The organism is Pseudocolwellia sp. AS88, assembly GCF_030551755.1.
GTDB lineage: Bacteria > Pseudomonadota > Gammaproteobacteria > Enterobacterales > Alteromonadaceae > Pseudocolwellia.
The window spans coordinates 23,943-40,988 of the sequence record NZ_JAUPEC010000021.1 but is presented as its reverse complement, the minus strand read 5'-3'; the positions used below and the strand labels follow the sequence as shown (position 1 = coordinate 40,988).

Here is a 17,046-nt window from a genome sequence, read left to right as displayed (position 1 = left end):
TAACAACGTCCTGTATACATAACCTCAGTTCCGCATCGATGCGGCATTAAATAGCAAAGTAGGATTGTAGTATGAGCATAAAACAAAAGATCGTAGTTGTAGGTAACGGAATGGTTGGTCATCACTTTGTTGATGAAATGGCTAAACATGATGGTTATGAAATTACAGTATTGTCGGCAGAAGATAGACTTGCCTATGACCGTGTACACCTTTCTGAATACTTCTCAGGTAAAACCGCTGAGGATTTAGCCCTTACGACACCCGAACACTATAATGAATTAGGTGTTAAGTTTTTTACTGACGCTAAAGTTACCAATATCAATAAAGCAGAAAAAACTGTTAGTACTGAAACTGGCGATAAATATGCTTACGACAAACTTATTTTAGCAACAGGTTCTTACCCTTTTGTTCCACCTATTCCAGGTAAAGAAAGAGAGCATTGTTTAGTTTACCGTACCATTGATGATCTTGACGCGATTCAAGCCTCAGCTAATTCAGGCAAAGTAGGTGTTGTTGTTGGTGGTGGTTTATTAGGTCTTGAAGCGGCTAACGCATTAAAAGAGTTAGGTTTACAAACTCATGTTGTAGAGTTTGCACCACAATTAATGGGTGTTCAGCTAGATAAAGATGGCGGTGAATTACTTAGAAATATGATTGAAGGCATTGGCGTTCAAGTACATACACAAAAAGCGACGAGTGAAATTATTGATGGTGAAGATTGTGTACATCGTATGGTATTTGCCGACGGTACTCATTTAGAAACCGATCTTATTTTGTTCTCAGCAGGTATTCGTCCTTACGACAACTTAGCGCGTGATTTTGACCTACAAATAGGTGAACGTGGCGGTATTGTTGTTAACAATGAATGTCAAACTTCAGACGAACACATTTATGCCATTGGTGAATGTGCCCTTTGGAATAACTTTATATATGGTCTTGTAGCTCCAGGTTACACCATGGCAAAAGTTGCAGTAGACAATATTATTGGCGGTGAGCAACAATTTACTGGTGCAGACATGAGCACCAAGTTAAAGCTAATGGGAATGGATGTAGGTTCAATTGGCGATGCGCATGCACGTACAGCTGGAGCTAAATCATATACTTACTTTAATGAACCAGACGATATCTACAAAAAGATTGTAGTGAGCGCAGACGGTAAAACATTAATAGGTGCTGTTCTTGTAGGTGACACCAGCGAATACGATTCATTATTACAATATGCATTAAATGCAATTGAATTACCTAAAAACCCAGACAGCTTAATTTTACCAAGCTCAGGTGAGAAACCAACACTAGGTGTAGACGCCCTTCCAGATACCGCAACTATTTGTTCATGTTTGAACGTTACTAAAGGCGACATTATTAGTGCGATTGATGCAGGCGCATGCGATGTTGCAGGCGTTAAGTCTTGTACTAAAGCAACAACAGGTTGTGGTGGTTGTGCTGCTTTAGTTAAAACAGTTACCGATCACGAATTAGAAAAACGTGGTGTAGAAGTTAGTACAGATATTTGTGAACATTTTGCTTACAGCCGTGTAGAACTTTTCCATATCGTTAAAGTAGAAAAAATCAGAAATTTCGATACCTTAATTGAAAAACATGGTTGTGGTATTGGTTGTGAAATTTGTAAGCCAGCTGTGGGGTCAATCTTAGCTTCTGTATGGAACGACTACGTATTACAAGAAGATCACTTACCGCTGCAAGACACAAACGATACATATCTAGGTAACATGCAAAAAGACGGTACTTACTCAATTGTACCTCGTATGCCAGGTGGTGAAGTAACGCCAGAGCGCTTAATTGTTATTGGTGAAGTAGCGAAAGAATACAACTTATATACCAAAGTAACAGGTGGTCAACGTATCGATTTATTTGGTGCTCGTGTTGATCAATTACCTGACATTTGGGAGAAATTAATCGCGGCAGGTATGGAAACAGGTCACGCTTACGGTAAATCTTTACGAACAGTTAAATCATGTGTTGGTAGTACTTGGTGTCGTTATGGTGTGCAAGACAGCATGGCAATGGCGATATTCTTAGAAAACCGCTACAAAGGTTTACGCTCTCCTCATAAAATTAAATTTGCAGTATCAGGTTGTACACGTGAGTGTGCTGAAGCGCAAAGTAAAGATATAGGTGTAATCGCCACAGAAAACGGTTGGAACTTATACGTAAGTGGTAACGGTGGTATGAAACCTCGTCACGGCGATTTATTTGCTACCGACCTTGATGACGAAACATTAGTGAAATACATCGACCGTTACTTAATGTTTTATGTACGAACAGCTGATCGATTAACACGTACTTCAGTATGGTTAGACAACCTTGAAGGCGGCTTAGAATACATGCAGAAGATTGTTATTGATGATCACTTATCTATTAACCAAGAGCTTGAAAGCCAAATGGACGCTGTTGTAGATACTTATCAATGTGAATGGAAAACAACCATTGAAGATCCGAAACAGTTAAAACGTTTCCGTCAATTTGTTAACTCTAAAGCAGTAGACAAAAACATTGAATTTGTAACAGAGCGCGAACAAATTCGTCCAGCCAGAGGTGACGAAAAAAGCTATAAAGGCGTACAAATCCATACTGTAGATATTACGACTGATCGCGAAGTAGAACCGGCGTAGGAATAAAAAAATGACAATTGAAAAACAATGGCAAACCATTTGCCACAAAGATGACTTAGTTAAAAATTCAGGTGTTTGTGCATTATTGGCAAACGAAGAACAAATTGCGATCTTTCAAGTTAAAGACGATGTATTTTCGGTAGGTAACTGGGATCCAATCGGTCAAGCTAATGTGTTATATCGTGGTTTAATTGGCGACAGCAAAGGTCAAATTTATGTTGCATCACCTCTATATAAACAACGTTTTGTTTTAAACAGTGGAAAGTGTTTAGACGACGAAACTGTTGCTATTAAAACTTACGATACGCGCTTACAAAATGATGAAGTTCAAGTATTAGCTTAACAAGTTATTACCTGAAATTTTGAAAGGCTTATTACGCAGCAACTAGCTTTTAGTTGCTGCGTTTTTTATTCTCATTTAATTGGATTGATGCTTCTCACGTAATACTTATCACTTAAGACCTTCACTTAATGCTTTATTTGAAATTATTGATTTAAGGTTCTTTAATTAAAATAATAGATGTATTGTTCGCTCTACCCTATTAGAATAGCGCCGCTTGATACTGTCTGAATAAAACTCTTTAACTTATTTATAATTCCAAAGGAAAATCTTCTTGTTATTAATGATCGACAACTACGATTCTTTTACTTTTAACTTAGTGCATTATTTTCAATCACTGCATCAAGAAGTAAAAGTCTGTAGAAACGATCAAATTACCATTGAAGAAATAAAAGTACTCGCGCCACAATACATCGTTATATCGCCAGGCCCTTGTGATCCAGATTCGGCAGGCATCTCGTTAGCTGTTATAGAACACTTTGCAGGAAAAATACCTTTATTAGGGGTATGTTTAGGGCATCAATGTATTGCTCAACATTACGGTGCTGTTGTAGAGAAAGCTTCTAAGGTTATGCACGGTAAAACAAGCAGTATCAGCCATAACAACACAGGTGTTTTTGAAAACCTAAATAACCCGCTCACGGTTACTCGCTATCATTCATTAGTTGTTAATAAAAATACGTTACCTGAAGAATTAACAGTGACGGCTTGGAGTCATGACAACGATAGCGAAGAAATAATGGCACTTTCTCATAAGAAACACCCGATAGACAGTGTACAATTTCATCCTGAATCTGTTTTAACAGAACAAGGTCATGAATTATTGAAAAATTTTATTACCTTATATGAGAATTACTCATGTGATTATAAATAATAAGTAAATAAGCAATCATTACTCATGTTCCGCCATTACTATCCGATATAGAGATCACACTGATTTATCACCTAAAGAGCCCTAGAATTTTTTTATATGCTAATACTTAATAATAACGAACACATTGCTCCTATTTACAATAAGTCATTAAGTTTATTAATCGGTAAAGACTTTGCGGAGAAAATGAGTGGAAAAATATCATTGAGTGGGCATCAAGATAGCGAGCAAGTTAATCGTAGAAGAGAACTATTAGCCATAGAAGAAGAAACGAATAAAAATAAGATCATAGAAAACCACGGAAAAAACCATTTTAAAAAACAAGTCATGGAGCAACTCTTTACGAAAGTAAACGAGAAAATGGATCTGCAACTAGATAATACCGAAAGCTTATTTTACGAAACATTAGCAATTAAAGATGCTGCGCCCGAAGTTTTAGAAATTCTATGTTTAAAAGCTGCATCAATTAAACGCATATCTCCTTTAGTTAAGTTACTGCCTTGGCTAGCACGCGAAGTAGTTAACTTAGTAAACAAGCCACAATATAGAAAACGAGCTGACGTACAAGTAACAGATCCTAACTTAGCGCTGAGTTATATAGGCTTAGATAACTTACAACAGGTTATTCCTACATTTACCCTAAAATATATACTGCCTCACTCAACCACACCTTTTAAGTTATTAAAACGTAAATTGTGGAATGACAGTTTAGCCATAGGATTAGCCTCAGCTGCACTTGCTGAAGATACTGGTTTAGATAGGTTTACCGCCTTTACCGCTGGCATGTTTAGTAATATCGGTCGATTAGTTGTAACACGCTATTATTTACAAACCTACGATGAATTACATAGAGCTGAATTACAAAAGGCGTACGATAATAAAGATAAAAAAGTCCATGATGCTCTACTCGAGTTTGATTCATCACCAGAATTACTTTTAGAGCAACTTATTGCTCGCAGCGATAAAATATCTGCAGATATTGTCGAACTTATGCGCTTCGAAAGACTGCAAATTACCGAACCAATTTTTGACTTAGCCTATGCCACAGAATACAAAAAAATGTGTCCCATCGCGCAAGTAGTAGCAAAGGCAAAAGCTTATGTAACTTTTAGAGGATTAGCACGAGAAGAATTGATATCTAAAAGTGAAGTAAAACTACTTTTATCTCAAGTAAAAATGACACCAAAATGTCTCGCCTTATTGAAAAAAAGTGATATTGATCACATAAAACTTAGGTTTAATTAAGATTTAATCACCTTTTATGTAAAATAATTTAAATTTTTTTTCTGATTATTTATAACTCTAGCGAATTTTTGTTTAAATCGACGCGAATTTCAGCGCCACAGATGCAACAGAAATATATCACTTCATTTATCCAACTATAGTTATTCATTTAAAATGAATAAAACCTGTCAAGCCCGTGATTATTGTATTGAGCAAGTCAAATTTTAATCATTTTAGACGAGACAAACCTAAACTTTCGTACCATAATACCCTTAACAAATAAGCTCAATTTCATACTTGAATGAACAAGAAAAATGAAATTAACCTGTATTTTTGGATCTTAATTTTTAACAAAATAGAACCTTATTAAATGGCAAAAAGGCCAGTAATTAGTGGAGTAAGAAATGACTAATAAATTCCCAGTAAATCGCGCATTATTTGATGATGTAATGGCACCAAACTATTCACCGTCTGCAGTGATCCCTGTTCGTGGTCAAGGCTCTCGTGTTTGGGACCAAGAAGATCGCGAATATATCGATTTGGCTGGCGGAATTGCAGTTAACTGTTTAGGTCATTGTCATCCTGCATTAACGTCTGCTCTTAAAGAACAAGGCGAGAAAATTTGGCATTTATCAAATGTAATGACAAACGAGCCAGCATTAAGACTAGCTAAGAAGTTAGTTGATGCAACTTTTGCAGAGAAAGTATTTTTTGCTAACTCGGGTGCTGAAGCAAATGAAGCAGCATTTAAACTGGCTCGTCGTTGGGCATTAGAAGAATACAGTGCTGAAAAATCACAAATTATCGCCTTCAAAAAAGGTTTTCACGGTAGAACATTCTTTACCGTTACTGTAGGCGGACAAGAAGCTTATTCAGATGGTTTTGGTCCTAAACCTGGCAACATTTGTCATGCAGAATACAACAACCTTGATAGCCTTAAAGCGCTTATCTCAGACAAAACATGTGCCGTAGTAATGGAACCATTACAAGGCGAAGGTGGTGTTATCTCTCCTACTGATGAGTTTGTAAAAGGTGTTCGTGATTTATGTGACCAACACAATGCATTATTGATTTTTGATGAAGTACAAACAGGCGCAGGTAGAACTGGCGAGTTATTCGCATACATGGGTATGGATGTTACTCCTGACATTTTAACAAGTGCTAAATCACTAGGTGGCGGTTTCCCTATTGCAGCAATGTTAACAACTACAGCTATTGCTAGCCATTTAAAAATAGGTACTCATGGCAGTACTTACGGCGGTAATGCATTAGCTTGTGCTGTTGCTGAAGCGACTATTGATACCATTAATACACCAGAAGTTTTACAAGGTGTAACAGCTAAAGCGAAACTCCTTACTGATGGTCTTAATGCTATTAATACTAAATATGATATTTTTGCTGAAGTTCGAGGTAAAGGTTTGTTAATCGGTGCAGAACTCACTGAAAAGTATGCGGGTAAAGCGAAAGACTTTTTAAATGCTTCTATGGAAGAAGGTCTAATGATCTTAGTAGCTGGCCCTAACGTTATTCGTTTAACTCCATCGTTAGTGATACCTGACACTGATATCGCTGAAGCCCTAGCTCGTTTCGAAAAAGCAGTGGCTAAAATAGCGCAATAGTCTGTATTTCAAAATATCGACTACACTCAAAAGATCCTAACTGAATAAAAAAGTACTACTTAGCATACGTATTTCGCTAAGTAGTCTTTTGTTATGGGTGATTTCTGCTTTAGTAGTTTTTATAACCAACTAAATATATTGGATTATAAATCTCTTCACCCAAGTAAAAACATTGCAGAAAAGCACTTAAGAGTATTATTGAATAAAGTCTTTTAGCCTAAATGATTAGGTATTCAACTCAATAATCCTGTAACACTAAATTACTAGTAGAGAAAACTTTATGATCATTATTCGCCCTATTCAACAGCATGATTACGATGCCTTATATCGTATTGCAGAAGAATCTGGACATGGTTTTACTTCCTTACCAGTAAATGAAGGTTTATTAAAAAAGCGTATCAACTGTGCAGAGGCTTCTTTCAAAAAAGAAGTATCTAAAGCTGGCAGCGAAGGCTATTTATTTGTAATGGAAGATACCGATACCGGCAAAGTTGTAGGTACAACAGGTATTGAAGCTGCAGTAGGTTTAGAAGATACTTTTTATCATTATCACCTAGGAAAAGTTGTACATAGTTCTAGAGAACTAAATATCTATAACCGAGTGGAAACCCTTACTTTATGTAACGACTACACCGGAGCTTCAGAAATATGTACCTTATTTTTAAGTGAAAGCCATCGTAAAGGTCGCAACGGCAGATTTTTATCTCGCGTACGCTTTTTATTTATGGCTGAACATCCTGAACGTTTTGACGAAACAGTGATCGCTGAAATGCGTGGAGTGTCTGACGATAATGGGCGTTCACCTTTTTGGAATTGGTTAGAAGCTCACTTTTTCTCGATGGACTTCCCTACCGTTGATTATTTAACAGGTATAGGCAATAAATCTTTCATCGCTGAACTCATGCCAAAACATCCTGTGTATGTAAATTTACTTAGTGAATCAGCTCAAGCTGTTATTAATCAAGTACATGAAAAAACCATCCCTGCTTTAAAACTATTAGAAGCAGAAGGTTTTTGTCGTCGTGGTTATGTGGATATTTTTGATGCCGGACCAACGGTTGAATGTAATATCAGCAACATTAAAACCGTAGCTAAAAGTAAGCGTTGCAAAGTTATTATTAGCGACGTTACAGAAGAGAATAATTACATAGTATGTAATACAAAAATTGAAGGTTTTGTTGCCGTACAAGCAGCGATAACTCTTAAAGAAGATTCAGAAGATGTTGTGCTATCACAATCTACTGCCCAAGCCCTAAATGTTACTGATGGTGACTGGGTGCGTTTAGTAGAAAATTAGAAAGCATGAGATCAAGCTAGATAATAATAAACTAGCTAAACAGTAATAACGTAAAACTTATTACACGATAATCATTTAACAAAATAACTCTTACCCGTTTTTTAGGTAATAAGGAAACAGCATGTCGCAAGCAATACAATTAATCGATGGTAAATGGCAGGAAGGTCTTGGTCATGATGTTACATCATTAAACCCTGCGAAAAATGAACTTATTTGGCAAGGTAAATCAGCTTCTCAAAGCCAAGTAAACGAAGCGGTATTAAGCGCGCGTGCTGCTTTTGAAAAATGGGCAGACTTAACCGTTGATGCTCGCATTGTTATCGTGACTAAGTTTGCTGAATTATTAGCAGAAAACAAAGAAAGCTTAGCCTACACCATTGCTTTAGAAACAGGCAAACCACTTTGGGAAACGCGTACTGAAGTTGGTGCTATGGTTGGCAAAATCAACATTTCAATCAAAGCGTACAATGAAAGAACAGGTACAGTTGAAAACCCTATGCCTGGCGCAAAAGCATTTGTACGTCATAAGCCTCATGGTGTTGTTGCTATATTTGGTCCTTACAATTTCCCTGGTCATTTACCTAATGGGCATATTGTTCCAGCATTAATTGCAGGTAATACCGTTGTATTTAAGCCAAGTGAATTAACACCAAAAGTTGCGGAAGAAACATTAAAAATTTGGTTACAAGCAGGTTTACCTAATGGTGTAATCAATTTAGTTCAAGGTGAAGTTGAAACAGGCAAAGCCTTGGCTAGTCACCCTCAAATTGATGGTCTATTTTTTACAGGTAGCTCAACAACAGGTCAATTATTGCATGAACAATTTGGTGGTCAGCCAGGTAAAATTCTAGCTTTAGAAATGGGTGGTAATAACCCGCTTATCGTTAAAGATGTTGCTGATGTAGATGCTGTTGTTCACGATATTATTCAATCGGCTTTTGTAACAACGGGACAACGTTGTACATGTTCACGACGTCTATTCATTGAAAGCAATGCAGCAGGCGATGCTATTTTAGAAAAACTGATTGCATCAACTGAAGCGATTAAGATTGGTTATTTTGATGACGAAGAACAACCATTCATCGGTTCAATGATTTCTGAAAAAGCAGCTTTAGGCTTAGTTGCAGCGCAAGCGCAATTACTTGGTTTAGGCGGTGAGTCTTTATTATTAATGAAGCACCTTGAAGCAGGTACTGGTTTTATCTCTCCTGGTATTATTGATGTTACTAATATTGAAGACATGCCTGACGATGAACATTTTGGACCTTTACTTAAGGTTTATAGATACTCAGATCTAGATAAAGCGATTGATGAGGCAAACAATACATCATTTGGTTTATCCGCAGGTTTATTGTCTGATGACGAAGCAACTTATCAACACTTCTTCCGTAGAATTCGTGCTGGTATAGTAAACTGGAACAAACCATTAACAGGCGCAAGTAGTGCTGCCCCATTTGGTGGTATTGGCGCCAGCGGTAATCATAGAGCGAGTGCTTACTATGCTGCTGACTACTGTTCTTACCCTGTAGCTTCTGTTGAAGCAGAAAAAGTAGCTTTACCTGCGACATTAAGCCCTGGTATTACAATTAAATAAACATTGTTAACACTTTTACGCATAATGAATGTAACAAAAGCAAACAATCCAATGAAACTAGCTGGGATACGTCCCGGCTTTTTCAAGAGTATCGACCAACTTTAGCCGGTTTCTTTCTGGCGAATTAAACACACCTATCTATTATTAATTACATAAGTAATTAAAAACCAATTGCACCACTGTTTGTCTAAACAACTGCATAAAATGTGCTTATAACGCCACCAATCTAACTATTAAATTGTTATAACGTATTTTAGGAGAACAACCATGACTCAGCAAAACACTTCAGCAGTAAAAGAATTATTTAACCATATTTGGAATAACTACCTAGAAGTAACACCTTCGGCTTTAAAAATTCATGACCTGTTATCGACAGGAGATGATTTAATTAACGACCATGTGGCTTACAGAACCTTTAACATAGCAAAAGTTAATATGAATAAGCTAGCAGACCACTTGATCGCTTTAGGTTACAAAGAATGTGGTGAATATCACTTCGAAGCAAAAAAACTTTACGCCAAACATTTCGAACATAGCGATAGCACGTTACCTAAAGTATTTATAAGTGAATTGTTAGTTGAGAAATTTCCACAACCTATACAAGATATTATTGAAAAAATGGTAGATGCTGTAGATGCAAACGCAACAAACAACAGTAGTTTCTTGTATTCAGGTACTCATTGGCAAGTAAGCTATGCTGACTATCAAACATTATTAGCCGAAAGTGAATATGCTGCATGGATGGCTGCATGGGGTTACAGAGCTAATCACTTCACTGTAAGCATTAACCACCTAGAAAATTTTGACGATATTGAAAGCGTAAACACTGCGGTGAAGAATGGCGGATTTTCTTTAAATACATCTGGAGGAGAAATTAAAGGCGATAAAACGGTCATGCTTGAGCAATCGTCAACTATTGCTGATAAAGCTGAAGTTGCCTTTACAGATCAAACAGTATTAATTCCAAGCTGTTTTTACGAGTTTGCTAAAAGATATCCTTTAGCAAATGGTGAGCTATACACAGGCTTTGTAGCCGCTTCTGCTGATAAAATTTTTGAAAGTACAAATGCTAGTTAAACTAAATATTATGAGGTGTATGATTCATACACCTCATAAATCAGCTTTAATATACAAAATCAATTAACCCTCTTAACCCGAATACTGCGATTATTCCCCAGCTTTTTCAAATATACCGCACCTAGTGCACCTTCTTTGAGCTTTGCTTTTTCGCCTGCTTTTATTTTGAAGCGAACATTATCCATTTGTTTCCAAGTTTGACCATTCTCAAATGTAAAATAAAGTTTTTTATCTGTATTTTTTTTAACACCTGCAACAGTAAGAATCATTGATTTTTCTTCATCATTTACAGTGTCTTTTTTCAAATGACTTGAACCAAAGTTATCTATGAACTGTTTTTTTTCATTATCTTGTATCGAACTTATTACTGGATTTTCCTTCTGAATTAACACAGGGGGTTTCTCTACTTCAATACTTTGTATATCGGTATTTTCAGATGGCGTAATAAATGATTTTGCTAGTTGGTCAAAGCAATGTAGTCGAGTTAAATCTTTATCAATTTTCGCACATTCTCGAAATGAATTATTTAATGTTGTTGCTTGTGAATTTGTGGCAAATAGAATTATGATAAAAAAACACGACCGGAATATTAGTTTCATACTTTTCCTTTTAATAATTTTAGTAATTTCAGACATCTATTTTTAATAATATCCTTTAAACAAATAAATATGCCGTTCATTTACAGAACGGCATTAATCATTAAATTAATATTTTACTAGTCTAACAATTAGAAAGTAAGCTTAACGCCAACTTTGTACATACGCCCTAGGTTGTCATATGTACTTGGGAAAGTGTTACCACTATTATAAGAGGTACTACCTACTTCACCACCTACTACAGGAGCATCTTTTTCAAAGATATTATCGATACCAAATGTAAACTTAGTGTGGTCGCCAAAATGATAACTAGCAAATAGATCTACATAATCATAACTTTCAATTTTTCTGAATTGCTCAAATGTATTAGCTATTTGATCAGTTTGAATATCGATTGAACTCATATGGCGCCATTGTGCTGATATTGTTAAATCATCCAAGCTCCAAGTGGTGCGTTGAACCCAACGTACATCAGAAGTAGGACTGCAAGTAGTACCAAATCTACCTTTACAATCAATAACTTCAGACTGGTCAGAACTTTGCTGCTTATGAGTTAAATATTTGTTTACATTAGCATTAAATGTTAGCTCTCCCATATCACCTAAATCATAACTAAAATCAACATTAACCTCTACACCTTCAGCTTGACGAGACTTCAAGTTAGTTGTAAACAATTCAACACCAGCTCCTGATAGAGTTAAAGCCCCACCAATACGTTGAATTTTTGAACAAGCAACGCTATCTCCGCCTATGTAACATCCATCTAAAACTTCTTGAGGAGAAAATTCTCCAATATAGTTTTCAACTTCAATATCATAATAATCTACAGTAATTACAAAGTTGTCTAAGAAATCTGCTGAATAAACGAAACCAGCTGTAAATGTATCAGCTTCTTCTGCACCAGGAGCATTTGTAGGGTCACTTCCATCAAAAGTATTTATTTGTCCAGATATAATATCTTGAACAGTACCAACTTGTGCTTGAACCATCCCAGTAGATAGACAAAGTTGATTTAACGTTGCATCAATATTCCCAGCGTTAGCAATTGAACATGGATCCAATGTCGCATTATCTAAGCCTGTAACTACTGGAGAAGATAATTCTCCAACGTTTGGAGCTCGTGTTGCGGATTGTTGCATTACTCGAACTAATAGGTTGTCCATTGGTTGCCAAGTAGCACCTAACTTCCATGTATCAACAGAACCTACTGAACTATAATCTGCGCCACGGTAACCAAATTCCAAATCAACTCGTTCAGCAAATGCGACATCTTCTAATACAGGTAAAATACCTTCAATGAAAATTTCTTCTGAAGAAAAACCACCATCAATAGCAAGTAAGTTACCGCCAGCACCACCTTGACAACTTGCTGGAGCTTCTTTTAAACATTCATCAGGTGTTAATGAGCCTTTTTCAGTTCGGTGTTCATAACCAACACTAATTGAAAGCTCTTCTTCTGACCATGGAGACTTAATTTGCTCAATAGGACCATTTGCGGTGATGAGTAAGATCTCTTGGCTATATTTCTGAGTTTGAAGCGCAATAGCTGTTGAATAAGCCGCCATCTCAGGTGTTATTGTGCCTAAGCCACCAAATAAATTGATTGGAACACATGATGAAACACCATTTGCACAATTTACACCATCAGTTGAATCTAATGCATTTTGGATATTTGTTAAATTGGTATAACCACCACGTGTTGTTACACGGTTTGTTTCACCATATTGATAAGAAGCATCATACATCCAGTCTCCAGCTATCTCACCTCTGACACCTGCTAAAATCGAAAATTGGTCTGTCGAAAACTCTTCAGTACGAGGACCTAACTCAACAGTTCGTCGACGTAATTGAACATTCAAATAATCAGCTTCATCAACGACACCGTTATTATTTTCGTCTCTCCAATTAGTTAAACCCGGAGTATTCAATAAACCGGCAGCCAAAGCATCATTACCTGCATCGATCATATATTGGCGAGCTTGATCACCGATAAAAGGATTGGCTAAAGGTAAATCAAATGTCGCACCAAAAGTACCTGATGGAGCTACTTGTTGTACTACCGAGATATGATTGTAATTAACAGTGGTGTATACATCTGCATGGTCATTAATTTCATAATGAGCAATAGCTGTTGCAGAATAACGTTTAGCAGGAGTTTGATAGAAGTTAGTCGGGTTAAAATTAAAACGACTACAGTCTGTTCCAATTGTACCATCATTTCGGAATTGCCCATCAGCAGGAGCATAACCAGTAAGAGCAAACCTTGTTGGGATAGAAGTAGTTGAACCACTACCTTCAACAAAATCAACTACATTAGGTGCATCACAACCGGCAGCGGCTTCAACAGGTGGTAAACCCGCATTAAATTCAGCTAAACCCGCACCTGACTCACTATCAATACCTAATAAACCTAGTGGTCTGTCGCCTAAAAGAACTTGATCGCGATTCATCCAGCTAACAGACACAGCTACATTACCTTTACCATCAGCAGTGTTTGAACCAATGGTTAAAGATAAATTATCTTTATCGCCATCGTTATCACCAGTAACTGCATGATTGTATTGTAACTCGACACCTTCAAAATCTTTTTTCATTCTGAAATTAATAGCACCAGAAATAGCATCAGAACCATAAACTGCAGATGCACCACCAGTTACAACATCAACACCTTCTAATAAAGCCGTTGGTATTGCTGAAGTATCAACTTCACCATTGTAGTTGAATGGTGTCATACGGCGACCATCCATTAAGATCAATGTACGTTGAGTTCCTAAACCACGTAAGTTAACAGTAGCCGCACCAGCACTACCATTATTTACATTTGCTCCATCACCAGGAATTGTACTTGGTAATACTTTTAAAATTCTTTCAACTTCAGGTTCTTGCAAATAACTAAGTTCCTCAATATCCATTGAAAAAATAGGACTCGTTGAAACAGCACCAGGACGTCGAATACGACTACCTGTTACTGAAATTCTTTCAACTTCTTGTTCAGCTTGACTCTCTGAAGATTCTGCGGCAAATGCTACTGTATTAGGTATAACTACTGTCGTTGAGATAGCTAATGCTATTAACGATCTTTGAAATGTTTTAGATAAGTTGTTTTTCATGTTTATTTCTCTTTTTAAATAAAATTTAAATTATTAAAAATAGAACTACGCATCAGATTAACCAACTAGTCGTCTTTATTTTAAGAGTTCCAGTTATGGCTGGTATGGCCATACTTAATAATATAAGGTCTGCAATAATAGAGATGAGCTTAATCAATATTTTTAGATAAATCATTTACAAACTTACTACTTTAATTAAATCGTAATAATCTTTAAAAGTTTATCTTTTATTATCTTTATCTAAAGCCCATTAGCCCTGTATTTTTTTCGACAAAAGAATTAAAATTCAATAGTCTACAATAAGAATACAGCTAATTATCAGAACATCACCTAAACTATCTTAACTAGATTTATAGTGCCTACTGCTGTTAAAAGCACATTGACTTAGTAACTAATATCTTTACAGCGCATTTAAGACATAATACAACAAGCTAAATACAATATTTTTACATCACATTAACTATAGACTAGATTTTAAGAATAATTGCTAACTAGCAAATTTATATTTACTTAATTGAATTCTTTAATAAATATACACTTATTTTGATGAAACGATCATGTCTGAATACTATCTAGGTTAAAACTAAACTATATAAAAATAATCAAGTGATTAACTAAATATTCATAGGTTACTTTAAGTCGATGCATATACTTTTAATAGATAAAAATAGTGGAAAATTAGCCATAACTTCTATTAGAAAAAGTAATAGCTTCCTAAGGTAACTTTCGCAACTAGATGTAATGAGTATTTTTAAAGAAACTCCAGAGAAAAGAAAAGACTATAAAATAAGAACAGAAGTTATTGATGTTATAACTAAACATGGTGAAGGTTATCACTATTATTATCTTCAGATAAAACCTTTGAAAGTACTAATGCAGAATAATAAACTAATGACGTAGGTGCTAAGAATTACTATATGCTATAGATATAGATATAGTAATCTAGCATGAACAAATTTATTAAAGGATAAGCTTTGAATATTACTGAAATTGGAAATAGCGTTGTAAAAGACGTACAAACTAGAAACCATAAAAGCGCTGCAGAAAAAATTCAATCCCTTTTAGATTGTAACGCTGATCTTAAAGAAAAATGGGGAGCTATAACTCGCCTAGCGGTTACAATAGGTGAACTTGAACAAGCAAAAGCTGCTAGCCAAAAATTTCTAGAACTTGCTCCAGATGATCCACGACGAATTGTTCAATGTGCTGCTATCTTAGCAGAAATAAGACAAGTAGATGCAGCCATCAATATGGTATTACCTCTATTAGAAACCAACCGAACACCAGAAGTTCTGCATTTTTTGGGAACTGTTTATACACAAGTTGGCGAAGTTAAATTAGCTAAAAAATATCTTATTGAACTTTTAGAAAAAAATCCAGATTCAGGTATTTCATGGTTAACACTTTCTGCAATCTATCACTTTGATGAACAAGATCCATTATTTGAGAAATTAAGTGCAATTCAAAATACTCAAACTCAAGTTGCTCCCTATTGGTTTGCATTAGGAAAAGCATGTTTAGACATAGACGACAAGAAATTAGCTTTTTCATACTTCAAAAAAGCTAATCAGTTAATGAGAAATACTCAATATATTCCCAGTCAACATCGCAAATTTGTTGATGAAATAATAGAAAACCAAAATACACAATTTATTGAAAATATAATAGCGACAGAACTAAGCGATAAAACAGATCCTATATTTATAATTGGACTTCCTCGCAGTGGAACAACTTTACTTCAACAAATGCTTAGTGCACATAGTAAGTTAAATGAAGGAGGAGAATTAAAATGTTTAACTTACCCTACGTCAGAAGTTGGACAAGCACATATAAACAATGTAAATAACTTAGATAATGAAGAACAAAAAAGCCTATTTGATAGGTTCAGAACTGATTATTTTTATTATTTAGAGCAACAGATTGACTCTGTATTACCGTGTATTGATAAATCATTAGACTTAAATCATCACTTAGGTGTCATCACGAAATCATTTCCTAATGCTCCTATCATCAGAATTGTCAGAGATGCTAAAGATACAGCGTGGTCTTGTTATAGAGCCTTTTTCAATCAAGGAATAGCTTGGAGTTACGATTTAGAAAATATCGCTGAATACTTTTATCATGAAAATAGATTATCAGAGCATTGGTCAAATATTTTAACTGACAGGATCCTTGAGATTTCATACGAAGAACTTGTTAATAATCCGACAGAAACATTAACAAAATGCTTAAACTATATAGGATTAACTTTTGAAAATGATATGTTATCTTTTTACAAGAAAAATAGCTTAATACAAACATCTAGCGTGAAACAAGCAAGAAGTCCTATCAATACAAATTCGGTGAACAGCGCCAAACCTATCACTGAAAAACTCAAAGCCTTTACTAATCGTTATGAATTGTTGTTAAACCGAAAGTGATAGCTTAGCTTGCTTTAAATTTCATAGAAAATAAAAATTTCTTGAAAAAATAAGGTTTGATCAATACTTAATTATTTTATTTATAAGGTTCTCTAGAGATTCAGAGCCTTATTACCCTCTTTAAATATAAATCAGATTGTTACATATCTGTATTCACCAATTTTACCTTTCTCTTGCTTTTTTAAGCAAACTTCCAGTTATATTTAAATTAAATATATCTAATTGAATTTACCGATTAGATTTCGAATACATCTATTTAGAATAA

Annotated in this window: 11 protein-coding genes; 9 read left to right on the top strand and 2 right to left on the bottom strand. The window is 35.5% G+C overall.

Going from position 1 to position 17,046, the window contains the following annotated elements:
• Positions 1-71 precede the first annotated feature (71 nt).
• The 8 genes from nirB to Q5N69_RS13915 all read left to right on the top strand — a co-directional run bounded on the left by nirB (position 72) and on the right by Q5N69_RS13915 (position 10,655).
• Positions 72-2,633 carry a nitrite reductase large subunit NirB gene (gene nirB, locus Q5N69_RS13950; RefSeq protein ID WP_304369616.1) on the top strand — a complete coding sequence of 854 codons (2,562 nt, stop codon included), beginning with the start codon at positions 72-74 and terminating at the stop codon, positions 2,631-2,633.
• 10 nt (positions 2,634-2,643) lie between these two features.
• The gene (gene nirD, locus Q5N69_RS13945) at positions 2,644-2,976 is read left to right on the top strand and encodes a nitrite reductase small subunit NirD (protein WP_304369613.1); all 333 of its coding nucleotides are present in this window, start codon (positions 2,644-2,646) and stop codon (positions 2,974-2,976) included.
• A 271-nt stretch (positions 2,977-3,247) separates the two neighbouring features.
• Positions 3,248-3,847 carry an aminodeoxychorismate/anthranilate synthase component II gene (locus tag Q5N69_RS13940; RefSeq protein ID WP_304369612.1) on the top strand — a complete coding sequence of 200 codons (600 nt, stop codon included), beginning with the start codon at positions 3,248-3,250 and terminating at the stop codon, positions 3,845-3,847.
• Positions 3,848-3,943: 96 nt separating this feature from the next.
• Positions 3,944-5,089, top strand: coding sequence for an HDOD domain-containing protein (locus Q5N69_RS13935; RefSeq protein ID WP_304369610.1), 1,146 nt, complete (start codon positions 3,944-3,946; stop codon positions 5,087-5,089).
• Positions 5,090-5,472: 383 nt separating this feature from the next.
• Positions 5,473-6,687 carry an aspartate aminotransferase family protein gene (locus tag Q5N69_RS13930; RefSeq protein ID WP_304369609.1) on the top strand — a complete coding sequence of 405 codons (1,215 nt, stop codon included), beginning with the start codon at positions 5,473-5,475 and terminating at the stop codon, positions 6,685-6,687.
• Between the two features lie 280 nt (positions 6,688-6,967).
• Positions 6,968-7,984, top strand: a complete 1,017-nt coding sequence (gene astA / locus Q5N69_RS13925) for an arginine N-succinyltransferase (RefSeq protein WP_304369608.1) — start codon at positions 6,968-6,970, stop codon at positions 7,982-7,984.
• A gap of 121 nt (positions 7,985-8,105) precedes the next feature.
• Positions 8,106-9,578: a succinylglutamate-semialdehyde dehydrogenase gene (gene astD, locus Q5N69_RS13920; RefSeq protein WP_304369607.1), complete on the top strand. Its 1,473-nt coding sequence runs from the start codon at positions 8,106-8,108 to the stop codon at positions 9,576-9,578.
• 267 nt (positions 9,579-9,845) lie between these two features.
• The gene (locus Q5N69_RS13915; protein ID WP_304369606.1) at positions 9,846-10,655 is read left to right on the top strand and encodes a DUF1338 domain-containing protein; all 810 of its coding nucleotides are present in this window, start codon (positions 9,846-9,848) and stop codon (positions 10,653-10,655) included.
• Between the two features lie 59 nt (positions 10,656-10,714).
• Here the strand turns inward: Q5N69_RS13915 and Q5N69_RS13910 are convergent, their stop codons facing one another.
• Complete coding sequence (locus Q5N69_RS13910; protein ID WP_304369605.1) at positions 10,715-11,254, bottom strand: hypothetical protein; 540 nt, start codon at positions 11,252-11,254, stop codon at positions 10,715-10,717.
• 128 nt (positions 11,255-11,382) lie between these two features.
• Complete coding sequence (locus Q5N69_RS13905; protein ID WP_304369603.1) at positions 11,383-14,361, bottom strand: TonB-dependent receptor; 2,979 nt, start codon at positions 14,359-14,361, stop codon at positions 11,383-11,385.
• Between the two features lie 974 nt (positions 14,362-15,335).
• Here Q5N69_RS13905 and Q5N69_RS13900 point away from each other — a divergent pair.
• Entirely contained in the window at positions 15,336-16,781 is a 1,446-nt protein-coding gene (locus Q5N69_RS13900; protein ID WP_304369602.1) for a tetratricopeptide repeat-containing sulfotransferase family protein, read from the top strand.
• Positions 16,782-17,046: the final 265 nt, after the last annotated feature.